At 36.7% G+C, this 15,889-nt stretch carries 18 protein-coding genes; 10 read left to right on the top strand and 8 right to left on the bottom strand.

The window, feature by feature from the left end:
* Positions 1-23: 23 nt before the first annotated feature.
* Entirely contained in the window at positions 24-863 is an 840-nt protein-coding gene (locus EKQ63_RS26085; protein ID WP_087954956.1) for an alpha/beta fold hydrolase, read from the top strand.
* Between the two features lie 30 nt (positions 864-893).
* On the opposite strand, the gene EKQ63_RS26090 is transcribed toward EKQ63_RS26085, so the two are convergent.
* Entirely contained in the window at positions 894-1,145 is a 252-nt protein-coding gene (locus EKQ63_RS26090; RefSeq protein WP_087954957.1) for a YugE family protein, read from the bottom strand.
* A gap of 117 nt (positions 1,146-1,262) precedes the next feature.
* Between EKQ63_RS26090 and EKQ63_RS26095 the strand changes: the two genes are divergently transcribed.
* Positions 1,263-2,414 (top strand): MalY/PatB family protein, encoded by a 1,152-nt coding sequence (locus EKQ63_RS26095; RefSeq protein ID WP_143881639.1) that lies wholly within the window; start codon positions 1,263-1,265, stop codon positions 2,412-2,414.
* A 207-nt stretch (positions 2,415-2,621) separates the two neighbouring features.
* Here EKQ63_RS26095 and sodC read toward each other — a convergent pair whose 3' ends face one another.
* On the bottom strand, positions 2,622-3,161 hold the full coding sequence (gene sodC / locus EKQ63_RS26100) for a superoxide dismutase [Cu-Zn] (RefSeq protein WP_087954959.1): 540 nt from the start codon (positions 3,159-3,161) through the stop codon (positions 2,622-2,624).
* 68 nt (positions 3,162-3,229) lie between these two features.
* Positions 3,230-3,406 (bottom strand): hypothetical protein, encoded by a 177-nt coding sequence (locus EKQ63_RS30050; protein WP_000982762.1) that lies wholly within the window; start codon positions 3,404-3,406, stop codon positions 3,230-3,232.
* A 269-nt stretch (positions 3,407-3,675) separates the two neighbouring features.
* Here EKQ63_RS30050 and EKQ63_RS26105 point away from each other — a divergent pair, with 269 nt between their 5' ends.
* Complete coding sequence (locus EKQ63_RS26105) at positions 3,676-4,059, top strand: kinase-associated lipoprotein KapB (RefSeq protein WP_001209345.1); 384 nt, start codon at positions 3,676-3,678, stop codon at positions 4,057-4,059.
* Between the two features lie 41 nt (positions 4,060-4,100).
* Here the strand turns inward: EKQ63_RS26105 and kapD are convergent, their stop codons facing one another.
* On the bottom strand, positions 4,101-4,724 hold the full coding sequence (gene kapD, locus EKQ63_RS26110; RefSeq protein WP_048553468.1) for a 3'-5' exonuclease KapD: 624 nt from the start codon (positions 4,722-4,724) through the stop codon (positions 4,101-4,103).
* A 290-nt stretch (positions 4,725-5,014) separates the two neighbouring features.
* Here kapD and EKQ63_RS26115 point away from each other — a divergent pair, with 290 nt between their 5' ends.
* Positions 5,015-6,340: an ArsB/NhaD family transporter gene (locus EKQ63_RS26115; RefSeq protein WP_140168650.1), complete on the top strand. Its 1,326-nt coding sequence runs from the start codon at positions 5,015-5,017 to the stop codon at positions 6,338-6,340.
* Between the two features lie 54 nt (positions 6,341-6,394).
* Here the strand turns inward: EKQ63_RS26115 and EKQ63_RS26120 are convergent, their stop codons facing one another.
* Entirely contained in the window at positions 6,395-6,862 is a 468-nt protein-coding gene (locus EKQ63_RS26120) for a hypothetical protein (RefSeq protein WP_131100963.1), read from the bottom strand.
* A 118-nt stretch (positions 6,863-6,980) separates the two neighbouring features.
* Here EKQ63_RS26120 and EKQ63_RS26125 point away from each other — a divergent pair, with 118 nt between their 5' ends.
* Together EKQ63_RS26125 and EKQ63_RS26130 are read left to right on the top strand one after the other, a co-directional pair.
* Positions 6,981-7,694 carry a DNA alkylation repair protein gene (locus tag EKQ63_RS26125; RefSeq protein ID WP_087954961.1) on the top strand — a complete coding sequence of 238 codons (714 nt, stop codon included), beginning with the start codon at positions 6,981-6,983 and terminating at the stop codon, positions 7,692-7,694.
* Between the two features lie 347 nt (positions 7,695-8,041).
* Positions 8,042-9,418 carry a glycine--tRNA ligase gene (locus tag EKQ63_RS26130; protein WP_000287154.1) on the top strand — a complete coding sequence of 459 codons (1,377 nt, stop codon included), beginning with the start codon at positions 8,042-8,044 and terminating at the stop codon, positions 9,416-9,418.
* A gap of 40 nt (positions 9,419-9,458) precedes the next feature.
* Here the strand turns inward: EKQ63_RS26130 and EKQ63_RS26135 are convergent, their stop codons facing one another.
* Positions 9,459-9,842, bottom strand: coding sequence for a hotdog fold thioesterase (locus EKQ63_RS26135; RefSeq protein WP_001140611.1), 384 nt, complete (start codon positions 9,840-9,842; stop codon positions 9,459-9,461).
* Positions 9,843-9,937: 95 nt separating this feature from the next.
* Between EKQ63_RS26135 and EKQ63_RS26140 the strand changes: the two genes are divergently transcribed.
* The 3 genes from EKQ63_RS26140 to EKQ63_RS26150 all read left to right on the top strand — a co-directional run bounded on the left by EKQ63_RS26140 (position 9,938) and on the right by EKQ63_RS26150 (position 12,308).
* Positions 9,938-10,681: a DUF3298 and DUF4163 domain-containing protein gene (locus tag EKQ63_RS26140; protein WP_087954962.1), complete on the top strand. Its 744-nt coding sequence runs from the start codon at positions 9,938-9,940 to the stop codon at positions 10,679-10,681.
* 50 nt (positions 10,682-10,731) lie between these two features.
* Complete coding sequence (locus EKQ63_RS26145; protein WP_048553477.1) at positions 10,732-11,325, top strand: biotin transporter BioY; 594 nt, start codon at positions 10,732-10,734, stop codon at positions 11,323-11,325.
* 146 nt (positions 11,326-11,471) lie between these two features.
* Positions 11,472-12,308 (top strand): hypothetical protein, encoded by an 837-nt coding sequence (locus EKQ63_RS26150; protein ID WP_143881640.1) that lies wholly within the window; start codon positions 11,472-11,474, stop codon positions 12,306-12,308.
* A 104-nt stretch (positions 12,309-12,412) separates the two neighbouring features.
* Here EKQ63_RS26150 and galU read toward each other — a convergent pair whose 3' ends face one another.
* Positions 12,413-13,300 carry a UTP--glucose-1-phosphate uridylyltransferase GalU gene (gene galU / locus EKQ63_RS26155; protein WP_087955269.1) on the bottom strand — a complete coding sequence of 296 codons (888 nt, stop codon included), beginning with the start codon at positions 13,298-13,300 and terminating at the stop codon, positions 12,413-12,415.
* 107 nt (positions 13,301-13,407) lie between these two features.
* Positions 13,408-15,132 (bottom strand): phospho-sugar mutase, encoded by a 1,725-nt coding sequence (locus EKQ63_RS26160; RefSeq protein WP_087954964.1) that lies wholly within the window; start codon positions 15,130-15,132, stop codon positions 13,408-13,410.
* 143 nt (positions 15,133-15,275) lie between these two features.
* Between EKQ63_RS26160 and cdaS the strand changes: the two genes are divergently transcribed.
* Positions 15,276-15,881, top strand: coding sequence for a sporulation-specific diadenylate cyclase CdaS (gene cdaS, locus EKQ63_RS26165; RefSeq protein WP_087954965.1), 606 nt, complete (start codon positions 15,276-15,278; stop codon positions 15,879-15,881).
* The last annotated feature ends 8 nt before the right edge of the window (positions 15,882-15,889 follow it).

Below are 15,889 nucleotides of genomic sequence, written 5' to 3' on the forward strand. Positions count from 1 at the left end.
AAAAATCAATGGAGTGACAAAAAATGAATCACCAATATACTTGTCCTTATTTCACTTTTTCCACTCGCGGCACTACGATTCATTACGAATTGTATGAACATGATAATAAAACAAAACGTCCGACTTTCGTACTCGTTCACGGTTTTTTATCTTCCTCATTCAGTTATCGCCGTCTTATTCCTTTATTATCGAAAGAAGGAACAGTCATTGCTCTTGATTTACCACCGTTCGGAAAGAGTGATAAGTCTCATCTATTTAAGTACTCTTATCATAATTTAGCAACGATTATAATCGATTTAATTGAACACCTATCTCTCTCAAATATTGTGTTAGTTGGACATTCTATGGGTGGACAAATTTCTCTTTATGTAAACCGTATACGTCCTGAATTAATTTCAAAGACAATTTTACTATGTAGCTCGAGTTATTTAGCACGGGCAAACTTACCTTTAATGTATTCTTCTTATTTACCGTTCTTTCATTTATACGTAAAGAACTGGATTATAAGGCGCGGCATCGTTCATAACTTAATGAATGTCGTTCATGATCATTCATTAATTGACGATGAAATGAAGGAAGGTTACTCCGCTCCTTTTTATGACGACCGTATATTCCCCGCTTTAACTCGTATGATACGAGATCGTGAAGGTGACTTATCTTCAACTGAATTACAAAAAATCGAAACACCTACGCTACTCATTTGGGGTGAAAAAGATCGGGTCGTCCCTGTACATGTAGGTCATCGTCTGCACAAAGATTTACCGAATTCGAAATTTGTTTCTTATGAAAATACAGGACATTTACTACCTGAAGAAAAACCGGAACATGTTTATGAAGAAATTATGGCGTTTTCTGCACAATAATATAAAAAGGCTGTCGGAAATTCCGACAGCCTACAATGAACAACTTCCGCCTTCTTTTATTACAAGTAATTCCACAGCTAACTTCTCACATTTTTCAAGCGCAGGTACTTCTTCAAAAGACATAAAGTATATATGTTGAATCTTCTTTGCGATGTATTTTGCATCATCAAATACACTTGCGACATTCACAACATCGCTCGCTTCTGTTTCATAAAACTCCGGTCCCATTTGAAACGGATCCCAATTCTTCACAACCTCTATCATCTTTTCATATGTACCCATTCGCTTCCCGCCTTTTCACTTTTTAATACTTTTCTTTATCCTATCACATCAGCTATTCTATAAGAAGAGAGAGAACTTTCATAACTTAACGGTTTTACAGAAGAAGGGGGCAAACTTATGCAATTATTTCATAAAGCAGTCAATCGCCGTGGAACCCATAGTACAAAATGGGATACATATAAAAACGAAGAACTCATCCACGCTTGGATTGCTGATATGGATTTTGAAGTACCACAACCAATTCAAGTTGCTTTAAAGAAACGTATCGAGCATCCTATTTTCGGCTATACACTTCCTCCCGAAAATATTGGCGATATTATTTGTAACTGGACAAAAAAACAGTACAACTGGGATATTCAAAAAGAATGGATTGTCTTTAGCGCCGGAATCATTCCAGCTCTTAGTACGAGCATACAGGCCTTCACAAAAGAAAACGAATCCGTTCTCGTACAACCACCTATTTATCCCCCATTTTTCGAAATGGTCACAACAAACAATAGACAATTATGCGTAAGTCCATTACAGAAACAAAATGATACATATGCGATAGACTTTGAGCATTTAGAAAAGCAATTTCAACAAGGAGTCAAACTTATGCTTCTTTGCAGTCCTCATAATCCAATCGGGCGTGTTTGGTCAAAAGAAGAACTCACACAGCTTGGCGCGTTATGTACAAAATATAATGTAATCGTTGTCGCAGATGAAATTCATTCCGATATTATTTACGCAGATCATACACATACACCGTTCGCTTCTTTATCTGAAGAACTAGCAGCGCGCACAATAACTTGTATGGCTCCAAGTAAAACATTTAATATCGCTGGATTACAAGCATCGATTATTATCATTCCAAATGAAAAACTCCGTCAAGCCTTTACATCTATCCAATATAGACAAGGCTTCCACGGATTAAATACTTTTGCCTATACAGCGATGCAAAGTGCTTATACAGAATGTAACGATTGGCTAAATGAAATTCGATTATATATAGAAGATAACGCTAAGTTCGCTTGTGAATATATGAAAAATCATATCCCTACTCTTTCCGTAACGAAGCCAGAAGGTAGCTTTTTATTATGGATTGATTGCTCTCGCCTACATCTTTCTCAAAGTGAGCGCACTAAATTACTTGAGGAAAAAGGAAAAATTATCGTTGAACCTGGTGAGAAATACGGACTAGGCGGCGAAGAACATATTCGAATTAACATCGGCTGTCCAAGATCTGTTTTAGAAGAAATTTTAAATAGACTGCGCCATACGTTTTCATAATAAGAAAGGAGGCTATTTTGAACAGCCTCCTTTGTCATATTTTATCGGTAAGTCAATATATTCTAAAAATCGCTGATATATTTCGAGTTACGGTCGATATATTCCAATAATCGCCGATATATTTCGAGTTACGGTCGATATATTCCAATAATCGCCGATATATTTTTAATTACGTTCCACAAAAAAAGCTACCGCGCACGGTAGCCTTTACTTTTTCTTCATATCCGACGCTTTCTTTACAATGACACCACAAGCAATTCGATCACCTGATTTACCTGTCGGTTGTGTCATGCCATCATCAGCGTTTTCTGTAATAATAATAGACGCTCCATCTTTTCTATGAATCGTCGTTTTCCCTTCTTCCAGCGTTATATGCGGCGCATCGATTTCTGCTTTAATTTTCCCAGAACCGTCTGCAATTACATTCGGTAAATCACCGTTTTCTGCACCCTTCGGATTAAGAAGTCCATGCTTTTTATTATCCGGATTAAAATGATTCCCAGATGATTCAAAACGCGGTGCTTTACACTCACCAATTTCGTGTACATGTATGCCGTGCGGGCCGGGTGCGAAACCTTCTCCTTTAATCGTAATTTTCACTCCGCTTGTTTGCTGCACTACTTTTGCAGTTGCCACTTCATCTCCTGAAGCATTATGTAATTTTACGTCAATTTCTTTCGGCTTTCCTTGGTCACAACCTGCCATCAGAAATAATAAACAACAACTGAAAAAAAGCCGTTTTTTCATTTTATTCCCTCCAAAATACATTCTGCCCTTAGATTGTCCGAGCATAGAGGGAAACATACAAAAATGAGTTACTGTTTCTTTTCAGCTAACAGCTTTTCTTCAACTTTCTGTAATCGATCTGCTTCTCGTTTTGATACACGAATAAACATACGCCACGTGGCAACCGCACCGATAATAAATAGAACACAAACAATCCCTGGAATAATATATTCTGTTTTATCTTCCGGAAAATATAATGGCATCATATAAATCACTCCTTCGTATAGGATTTATCCCGCATTAACGGGCAGTAAGACCCCCACCTCAAAATTCAGCGGAAGCAAAGAAGTTAGGTGGGGGATGAACAACCCCCCACTGATTAAAGTTTCACTTTATAAAACATCAGAATTTTCTGTTATATCATCTTAAATTATAGTGGAACCTATCCACATTCTCAAGGGGGCGCATTCCGAACGCGAATGATTTCTTTGACTCCTTCTCCTACTTTCCTTACTATAAACTTGAGGTGAAAAATATGAGAGAAACATTTGAAATTGGCGAAATCGTTACTGGTATTTATAAAACGGGAAAATACATTGGCGAAGTTACAAATAGCCGCCCTGGCAGTTACGTCGTAAAAGTATTAGCTGTTTTAAAACATCCGGTGCAAGGTGACTTACATAACGTAAAACAAGCTGACGTACCATTTTTCCACGAAAGACGTGCTTTAGCTTTTCGTGAACAGACGAACATCCCAGAGCAAATGGTGAAGAAATATGAAGGTGAAATTCCAGAGTATACAGAGTCACTCAAATTAGCATTAGAAACTCAAATGAATTCATTTTCTGAAGATGATTCACCTTTTGCGGTTCGTAGTCTAGAAACATTAGAGCAGTTAAAAAAAGACTACAAACTTTAAAAAAACAAAACGACCAAATTACATACTGTGCAATTTGGTCGTTACTGTGTACTCACTTTCTTTAACACTTTTGAAAAATCAACGAGCTCCCCTAATGTTGGAGGTGCTGGTTTCACTAAATACTCTTTATCTTTTTCTACTAATTTAAAAATATTATACGTCGTCATCGCATCGTCTAGCGCACAATGATGCTTACCCGTTCCTACTTTTCCATACGCCTCAATTGCTTTCCATAGCCCCGTTTGATTTCGTTCACCAAAAAACTTCTTATACTCAAGTGATAAGTCACGACACTGTCCTAAGAATGGGAAGTCTACTCCCGCCATTTCACAATTATGTTTCAACACTTTCATATCCATATTTCCCCACGTAACAATGGTTGGTTTACATCTCTTTTCATATTCTGCAAGTTTTTCAACGAGTTCTGGAAACGAAATTCCTTTATCTACAGCTTCTTGTTTAATTCCTAAAAATTTCTTACATCGATCTGTTAAAGAAGGAAAAGTTTTCGGCCTAACATGAGCTGAATACGTGTCTTCTACCTTACAGCCAACAACCGAAACGAGTCCTACCTCAATAATCTCCGGGAAAAATCCTTTTGGTTTTTTTCTGTGCTGGGGCATCGTAAACTCAAAATCCAAAAATAAAAATCGTTGTTCATCCATACGATCCCTTCCTTATCATCTTTGTCATTCCTTTCTATTTGACACTCCTACACGAACAAGCTCGAATGCTAATTCCATTTTAAATATTCAGATTGGATGTATCTTATATATATGTCAAATGCCCGCAAATATTTTTAAAAATAAGAAAAAATGACCGATGCAGAAAATATGACAAAATAAACCCTTTCATTTACATCCTCCTTTTTTCTACTTTATAATGACGTTATGTGTGTTTCATCCAGTTAATTTTTTGACACACTAAGAAAAGTGAATGAAAGGAGATGAGAATTTTGCACGAAACAACGCAAGAGCTCGCAAACTGGCAGTATTATTTTGCTATCGCAGTCTTTTTAATTACATATGCCATTATTATTTCTGAAAAAATTAATCGCGCTGTCATCGCACTTCTTGGTGCAGCACTCATGGTAATTATGGGGGTTGTTGATTTACACAATGCCTTTACGAAACATATTGAATGGGGGACGATTACACTACTCATCGGTATGATGATTTTGGTGAACATTACGAGTAAATCGGGTGTCTTCCAATACGTTGCCATTAAAGCAGCAAAAGGAGCGCAAGGAAATCCAATTAAAATTTTAATTTCACTTTCCTTACTTACTGCACTTGGTTCCGCGTTTTTAGATAACGTTACAACTGTACTTCTTGTTGTTCCAGTTACTTTATCTATTACGCGCATACTGCAAGTAAATCCTGTCCCTTATTTACTTTCTGAAATTATTTTTTCAAACATTGGGGGAACAGCAACATTAATTGGTGATCCACCTAACATTATGATTGGTTCTGCCAATAAGCATTTAGATTTCAATGCTTTCTTGCTAAACTTAGCGCCAATCGTAATTATTATTATTGCTGTGACAGCGGCAATACTTTACTTCATGTACCGCAAACAATTAATCGCTGATCCTGTACAAGTTAAAAAATTAATGAGTTTAGATGAAAAACAATACATTAAAGATCCAGTATTAATGAAAAAGTCTTTAACAGTACTTGGACTTACAATTGTAGGTTTCATGACTCATTCCATTTTCCACGTTGATGCAGCTATCATCGCTTTAACTGGTGCTACTGTTCTTATGCTAATCGGTGTGAAAGAACATGAAATTGAAGAGGTATTCGCAAGTGTTGAGTGGGTAACAATCTTCTTCTTCGCAGGACTATTTGTACTCGTTGGAGGACTTATCGATATCGGCCTTATTAAAATGCTAGCTCAAAAAGTAATTGGCATAACGGGCGGAGATATTTCTTACGCATCTATCCTTATTTTATGGGTATCTGGTATCGCCTCTGCAACCATTGATAACATTCCATTCGTCGCAACAATGATCCCACTTATTAACGATATGGCAGTTGGGCTAGGATTATCACCTTCTGATGCACAAATCGACGTATTATGGTGGGCATTAGCATTAGGTGCTTGTCTAGGTGGAAACGGAACATTAATCGGGGCTTCTGCTAACGTAATTGTTGCAGGTATCGCAAGCCGAGAAGGACATAAATTTAGCTACATGGACTTCCTAAAAGTCGGTTTCCCAATTATGATCGTTTCATTAATCATTTCTCATATTTATATTTATGTACGCTACCTTATGTAGTACAAAAAGCGCCCTGCTTTCAGGGCGCTTTTTCTATCTCAAATATTATATATATTACTCATTATACCTCACCGGCTCATTTCGAATAATAAACAAGTGAATCGGCAAGAACACTGAAAATGTGATGACATGAATAATCGTAAATAATATAGAATTCGTTCCATATCTGTCTAAGATAGCGTAGATGAGATAAATGGACAACACAATCAATACAGCTGTTGCTATTAAATATAGAATTGGTACGAAATTAAAAATGAAACATGCGACATATATACCGAATACTTTCCATCCCGCTTCTTCTTTCAAAAAATCTGGTAATTTATCTTTCGCTAAATCTCCCCATATCTTACTATTTAAAAAAGGAATAAAAGCGAGAACACCATCCGTTGCACCATCATTTTTCGCCATCGTATACAGTGCAAAAGCCGTTAACAAATACGCAATAATTGCCCAAATTATAATAACAAGAATAAACGCAAAACTAAGAGCAAAGAAACCTGCTAGTAACCCCTGATCTTCCATCTTATCCTCTCCTCTCTACTCTCAACATATTTCGTTACATTGCAAGTTATGTTTTAAAATTCACCCAAACTCTCTGTATAATAATAGGAGCAAGATAATAAGAGAGGAGAACGGACCTATGCACCCATTTGTACAAGCATTACAAGAGCATTTCACAGCTCATAACAATCCTGAAAAAGCAGAACCGATGGCACGTTACATGAAAAATCACTTCCCGTTTCTCGGTATTCAAACTCCCGAGAGAAGACAATTGTTGAAAGATGTCATTCAAATACATACTCTCCCAGATCCAAAAGACTTCCAGATTATCGTACGTGAGCTTTGGGATTTACCAGAACGAGAATTTCAGGCAGCCGCACTCGATATAATGCAAAAATATAAAAAGCATATAAACGAAACACAGATCCCCTTCTTAGAAGAACTGATTGTAACAAAATCTTGGTGGGACACTGTCGATAGCATCGTCCCTACATTTTTAGGTAATATCTTTTTACAACATCCAGAATTGATTTCTGCCTATATTCCAAAATGGATTGCATCAGATAACATATGGTTACAACGCGCCGCTATTTTATTCCAGCTAAAATATAAACAAAAGATGGATGAAGAACTTCTTTTTTGGGTTATTGGACAACTACATTCTTCAAAAGAATTTTTCATTCAAAAAGCGATCGGATGGGTGCTTCGCGAATATGCAAAAACAAAGCCCGATGTCGTTTGGGAATACGTGCAAAATAACGAGCTTGCCCCGCTTAGTAAGCGCGAAGCAATTAAGCATATTAAACAAAATTACGGAATAAATAACGAAAAAATAGGCGAGACTCTATCATAGATAGACGCGTTCCTCTATTGAGATTTAAAAAAGAACGTGTTAGAATATGTTCATTATTATTAATATAAGTAGCGATGACGGACTTATAAGTACTTGCACAAAAAGCGATTCAGGGATAGTGAAAGCCTGAAGCTGCAAGGAAACGGCAGTCTCGAGCAATACGTGATAAAGTGGATGCACCTTTTGTGTATCAACTAGGGTGGAACCGCGGGCAAACGCTCGTCCCTAGGCAATGAAGCCTTGGGATGAGCGTTTTTTTATGTTTTTCAAAGCATATACTGCTCGTTTCACAAGTCACCTGAGCACGTCATCGCCAATACGTTAACTTTCAAAAGGAGGATTTTCTTATGTATTCAATGGAACAAGTAGTAAACTTAGCGAAACATCGCGGTTTCGTTTTCCCTGGTTCTGAAATTTACGGTGGTCTTGCAAACACTTGGGATTACGGTCCACTTGGAATCGAATTAAAAAATAACGTTAAAAAAGCTTGGTGGAAAAAATTCATTCAAGAATCTCCATACAACGTTGGTTTAGACGCAGCTATTTTAATGAACCCAAAAACTTGGATCGCTTCTGGTCACGTTGGTAACTTCAACGATCCAATGATCGACTGTAAAAAATGTAAAGCGCGTCACCGTGCTGACAAATTAATTGAAGATGCATTAGATGCAAAAGGCATCGAAATGGTTGTTGACGGTCTTACTTTCGACCAAATGGCTGACTTAATGAAAGAACATGAAGTAAAATGTCCTGATTGCGGTAGTGAAGAATTCACTGAAATCCGTCAGTTCAACTTAATGTTCAAAACATTCCAAGGTGTTACAGAGTCTAGCACAAACGAAATCTTCCTTCGTCCTGAAACAGCACAAGGTATTTTCGTAAACTTCAAAAACGTACAACGCTCTATGCGTAAAAAACTTCCATTTGGTATTGGCCAAATCGGTAAGAGCTTCCGTAACGAAATCACGCCTGGTAACTTCACATTCCGTACACGTGAATTCGAACAAATGGAACTTGAATTCTTCTGTAAGCCTGGTGAAGATTTAGAGTGGTTCGCATTCTGGCGTGAAACTTGTAAGAACTGGTTACTTTCACTTGGTATGACTGAAGAAAGCATGCGTCTTCGTGACCACGGTGAAGAGGAGTTATCTCACTACAGTAACGCAACAACTGATATTGAATTTAAATTCCCATTCGGTTGGGGCGAACTATGGGGCGTTGCATCTCGTACAGACTTCGATTTAAAACGTCACATGGAACACTCTAACGAAGACTTTAACTATATCGATCCACAAACGAATGAGCGTTACGTACCGTATTGCATCGAGCCATCTTTAGGTGCTGACCGCGTAACATTAGCATTCTTATGTGATGCATATGAAGAAGAGCAATTAGAAAACGATTCTCGTACAGTTCTTCGTTTCCACCCTGCTTTAGCACCATACAAAGCAGCTATCTTACCATTATCTAAAAAGCTATCTGAAGGTGCTACTGAAGTATTCGCAGAACTAGCTAAAGACTTCATGGTAGACTTTGACGAAACTGGTTCTATCGGTAAACGTTACCGTCGTCAAGACGAAATCGGTACACCATTCTGTATTACTTACGACTTCGACTCAGTTGAAGACAAAGCTGTTACAGTACGTGACCGTGACACAATGGAACAAGTTCGTATGCCAATTAGCGAACTAAAAGGTTTCTTAGAGAAGAAAATCCAGTTCTAATTATAAGAAAAAGAGGCTGCTCTAATGAGCGCCTCTTTTTTTACTTTTCACGTTTTTCTTTAATTGCTACTGTACATCTTGAAATACATAATAAATCGTCATTCTCATCAATGATACGTACATCCCAAACCATCGTTGAGTTTCCTCTATGTATCGGTGTTCCGATCGCTGTTACAATTCCATCTTTCTTTGAGCGAATATGATTTGCATTAATCTCTAAACCGAAACAAATACATTTCTCTTGATCAATTAAATTGTATGAACCGACACTTGCTACTGTTTCCGCCAACGCAACAGAAGCACCACCATGTAAAAATCCAAATGGCTGATGCGTACGCTCATCTACGGGCATTGTAGCAACCACCTTATCTTCTGTCATCTCTAACAACTCAATTCCAAGTGAATCCATTAAAGTTTTTGCCATATCGTTTCCCCCTTCTCTTACTTTAATAAAATGTATAATTTTACCTATTTATTTTCAAACTACTTATAACACTTATATAAGGAGGTTTCACCTAAATGAAACAGAAATTTTGTATATTACTGCTTATGTGCTCCTTGCTGACTATTGTACCAAATTGTGCACTAGCAGCCAAAGCATCCAACCTGACAATCGATGTTCAGACTGTCACGCAAAAAGGTAAGAAACCTTATATAGAATATCAAATTAACAGACCTTCTTTTCATAACTTTTCCGATTCTAAATTTCAAAATAAGCTCAATTTCTATTACAAAAAATCTACTGACAAATTTAAAACCAAATTAGAAAAAGACGCAAAAAAATATTATAAAGAAACAGAAGGGTCAAGTACACCATTTCATCCGTACGTGGCGAATGTAGATTATAAAGTCTCTTTAAATAAACCACCTTTTCTTAGCCTATATTTGAATTACTATCAATATACAGGCGGAGCACATGGTCTGTATACGTGGAAGGCAAACACATTCGATTTAAACGAAAAAAAGTTACTACACTTAGACGATTTATTTCAACAAAAAGATGCATACAAAGAAGTAATTCGTGCTGAGATTGTAAGACAAATTAAACAAAATGAAAGTATTTATTTTCCTGATGCATCTGAAAAAGTCATGAGCACGAAAAAGTTCCACTTCTTTTTAGAACCGGACAATCTCGTCATTTATTTCCCTTTATATGAGATTGCCCCTTATTCAAGTGGAATTCCGCAATTTCGTATTCCGTATACGTTGTTAAGAGACTATTTGAAGCCGTCTTATCAAACTATTTTAATTGACAACAAGTAAATCTTTTCGCTACGATAATGTTAACCTAAAAACAACAGGAGGTTAACATTATGAGAAGATTTCATGTTTTAGATTTAGCATTAGCTGCCATGTTCGTTGCTCTTATGGCCATTGGTGCAAATATTGTATCTTGGGCACCATTCTTACAAATAGCGGGCGTCCCACTATCTATGCAACCATTTTTCGCAATTTTAGCAGGGCTTCTTCTTGGAAGTAGACTTGGCGCATTATCAATGACGGTTTATATGCTTGTTGGAGTAGCAGGTGCGCCAATCTTCGCTAACTTCAAAGCTGGATTTGGAGCACTTTTAGATCCTACTGGTGGTTTTATTATCGCATTTATTATCGTTGCTTACGTATCAGGAAAATTAGTAGAACAAAAGGAACGACCGACATTTCGTACATTTGCAATTGCCTCTTTCACAGGAATCATTTTAACGTATATTATCGGTACTACTTACATGTACGGGGCAGTCAATCTTTTCATGGGTGGTAATATGAGCTATAAAGCTGCTTGGATGATTATGATGTGGTTCGCAGTAAAAGATATTGCATTTACCATTATCGGTGCTATTATCGCACCTCGTATATACTATGCTGTACGTCGTTCCGCTTATCAGCATTCTCATTCGACGATTTCATAATAAAAAAGAGTTATCTTACTATGTTAAGATAACTCTTTTTTATTTTCGACAATATACGACACATATTAGAAATGATTTTTGTTATGCTAATTCAGCAAATCTTATATTTACACATCTAATTAGAACAATGTTTTGGAGGAAAATCAGTGAATTTATCAAAAAATACACTGATTAAAATAAGTGTCGGAGTACTATCTTTATTTTTCATACTAAGTATGAGTATCGGTTACAAATTATACGGAAATAGTGAGTTAGGAATGTCATATACCTTTGGAAACGGCCTAGCATTTTTCTTTTTAATTCTTACTATAGCTAGTTTATGCACGACTTTAATCTTTATTGTTATTGGGGTAATTAAGAAAGTACGAAAATTGCCAGCAAAAAAATCTTTAGTAACATCTATAATATTATTTGTTACATCAATTATATCCATTATCGTTCTACTCTTTACGATAACAAAAGTAACAAATATAGAAGAGGAATACCAAGCTCTTCAAGCCCAAAAGAAAAAAGAAGCTAATTACTTAATTGCCGCAGCATCTTTTTATAATAATATAAACACCTTTAAATATGCAGCATCTTACGTATTATCCGAGTATTCAACTACATGGTCAAGTGCAATAGATAAAAGACAAGACTTCAATAACGCACTAAGTTCTAAGAGAACAGAAATTGACGGAATGATTACAACTGTTGATACGTTTTATAGCACAATGGGAAATGATTTAAAGTTAGTCTCTGAAGCCGCAAAAGAACAGCCTAATAAGTATAAAGAAACCTATGAAGAATATAAAAAAATATACGGGATTATTACAGCGCTTAACGAACAAGCCCAATCTCCAAGTGGCAGCTTAATTTCATTTAATCAAAATGTTAATGCATTGATTCAAGAATACAAAAAAGCAGCTGGAAATATTAATATCGCTATTACTGATGAAATTAAATCCAAAGCTAATGAGCTAAAGCCTACTGATAAAAATTAAAGACACTCTCTCCAGAGTGTCTTTTTTATCAAAAAATCCCCTTTTAGATTAAGCAGTAAATACGTTCTTTTACCGCCCATCCAACAGGGGATTATATCATTATATTAAGACTCTTGATTCGTTTGTTCTTCTAAAATTTTCTTCATCATCGTAACCATGTCATCACGTAATTCTGGGTGTTGCAGTGCCATTTCGATTGTTGTTTGAACAAATCCTAACTTTTCACCTACGTCGTAGCGCTTTCCTTCGAAGTCGTAAGCGAATACACGTTGAATTTCGTTTAAGCTTTGAATCGCATCTGTTAACTGAATTTCGCCACCAGCACCAACTTGTTGCTCTTCTAAGAACATGAAGATTTCAGGTGTTAAAACGTAACGTCCCATAATTGCTAAGTTTGAAGGTGCTGTACCTGCTGCTGGTTTCTCAACGAAATTACGAACTTGGTAACGACGTCCTTCCTGCTCTAACGGATCGATAATTCCGTAACGGTGTGTTTCATCTTCTGGAACCGTTTGTACACCAATAACAGAAGAAAGCGTTTTATCATATTCTTCAATTAATTGACGTAAACATGGTTTTTCAGCTTGAACGATATCATCACCTAATAAAACAGCGAATGGCTCATCACCAATGAATTTACGTGCACACCAAACAGCGTGACCTAATCCTTTTGGTTCTTTTTGACGAATATAGTGAATGTCTACCATTTTTGAAGAAGCCTGTACTTTTTCAAGTAATTCATACTTTTTCTTTTCTAATAAGTTTTGCTCTAACTCAAATGCATTATCAAAATGATCTTCAATAGAACGCTTCGTTTTACCAGTAACGATAATAATATCTTCGATTCCTGATTTTACTGCTTCTTCTACAATGTATTGGATAGTTGGTTTATCAACAATCGGTAACATTTCTTTCGGCATTGCTTTCGTTGCTGGTAAAAAACGTGTCCCTAATCCAGCTGCTGGGATTATCGCTTTTCTTACTTTTTTCATCACAAAATACCCTCTCTCCTGTCGGAATCAATAGCAATCATTTCCTACATAAAACAAAAGGGAGGTTTCGCTCCCTTTTGTTTCCTACTACTTAAAATTACTTTATATTATAAACGATTCATAATATCTTCTTTAATAGTAAGTAACTTTTGTTCACTATTTTGTAAAGAATTATCTTGAACACCGAAGTAGAACTTAATCTTCGGTTCAGTTCCAGATGGACGTAGGCAGAACCAAGAACCATCTTCTAATTGATATTTTAACACATTTGATTTCGGTAAGTGAATCTCTTCTTTATGTCCATCTTGTAAAGATGTAATAATGCTCGCTTTATAGTCTTCAACTGCTACAACTGTTAAGCCCGCTACTTCTTTCGGAGGATTTTCACGGAATGTTGCCATCATTTCTTGGATTTGTTCCGCTCCATCTTTTCCTTTTAGCGTTAACGATACAAGATCTTCACGGAAGAAACCGTACTTCTCAAACACTTCTAATAGACCATCGTATAACGTTTTACCTTGTGATTTGTAGTACGCAGCTACTTCACATGCAAATAGAACAGATTGTACTGCATCTTTATCACGGCAGAATGGACGGATTAAATAACCATAGCTTTCCTCATAACCGAATTGGAATTCGTATTGTCCGCTTTCTTCATACTGTTTAATTTTCTCACCGATAAATTTAAATCCAGTTAACGTATCAACTGTATCTAAACCGTATGCTTTCGCGATTGTACGACCAATTTCAGACGTTACGATTGTTTTTAATACAACACCGTTCTCTGGTAGCGTTCCGTTTTCTTTCTTTTGAGATAATAAGTAATCAAGCATTAATGCACCTGTTTGGTTACCAGTTAATACTTGGAACTCACCATCGTGATTACGAACTGCTACACCAAGGCGGTCTGCGTCAGGATCCGTTGCGATTAACACATCTGCGCCTACCTTCTCACCGTCACGAATTGCATATTCAAATGCTGCATGCTCTTCTGGGTTCGGTGATTTTACTGTAGAGAAGTTTGGATCTGGTAACTCTTGCTCTTTTACAACTGTTACATCTGTAAATCCAACTTCTTCTAAACCACGGCGTACAGAAATATTTGATGTTCCGTGTAGTGGTGTGAAGACGATTTTTAAGTCTTTCCCAACCTTTTGTACCATTTCTTTATTAATAATGACATTGTTCAATTCTGCAGCATATGCATCATCTACTTCTTGTCCAATAATATGTAATAAACCGTCAGCTTTTAATTGCTCCACATTAGCAACCTCAACTGTTAATTCATCCTCTACTGCGTTCACGTAGCTAATTAATTCATCAGCTTCTTTTGGAGGCAACTGCCCACCATCTTCACCGTATACTTTATAACCGTTATATTCAGGCGGATTATGGCTTGCCGTAAGAACGATTCCACTCACTGTATGTAAATGACGAACTGCGAAAGAAAGCACTGGCGTTGGACGTAAGCTTTCAAACACATATGTTGTAATGCCGTGTGCACCTAGTGTAGCAGCAACTTCCATTGCGAACTCAGGTGATTTATGACGAGAATCATACGCTACAACAACACCACGCTTCTTCGCTTCTTCACCTAACTTTTCAATAAACTTCGCTAATCCTTGTGTCGCTTTACGAACTGTATATACGTTCAGACGGTTCGTACCAGCACCAAGTTCACCACGCATACCACCTGTGCCGAATTCTAGATTTTTATAAAAGCTGTCCTCGATTTTTTTCTCATCTTGCTTCATATTTTCTAACTGTTCTTTTAGTTCTGCTTCTAACTCTGCATATGAAAGCCAGCGACTAAATTCCTGTTTCCAGTTCATACTTCTATCTCCTCTCGCTTGTCATACCTTTATTATATGAAAAAAACAACCTGTATCTCAATATTTTTTACAATCTAACAGGATTTTACTAGGAATATTTGTATACACTATGATTAAATACTCCACTAAAGGGAATGAGGATTATGCAAGAATGGGGATTGTCAGAAGAGCTCAAAATACAAACAAAGCAAATGATTGAAATTGCTGAAAAAGAATTATCAATTATGAGGCAAGCAATTGATAAAGAAGATGAATGTATTTTGTGCAAGATGGAAGATATTCATCATATGTTAGCAAATGTACAAACACTGGCAGCTACATACTATATTCAAGCGTATTTATCACCTTATACAGAAAGCTCACAGTTCATTACAACAGCTGTTCAACATTTAAGTGCCAGAAAACATGGTGCCCTTATTGTTGTGGAACGAAACGAGACACTTGAATCTTGTATTCAAACTGGAACAACGTTAAACGCTCATTTAACCGCACCACTGCTCGAATCGATTTTTTATCCAGGTAACCCTCTTCATGACGGAGCCGTTCTCGTTAAAAATAATCATATTGTTTCAGCTGCTAATATTCTTCCATTAACGAAAAGCACAGAAGTTGATCCTGAACTTGGAACACGTCACAGAGCTGCAATTGGCTTATCAGAAAATAGCGATGCACTTATTTTAGTTGTGTCTGAAGAAACGGGCCGCACTTCCTTTGCTTTAAACGGGACTTTATATACGATTTCTTTATAAGACAAATG

It is taken from the genome of Bacillus sp. BD59S (assembly GCF_007363175.1).
GTDB classification, from domain to species: domain Bacteria; phylum Bacillota; class Bacilli; order Bacillales; family Bacillaceae_G; genus Bacillus_A; species Bacillus_A pacificus.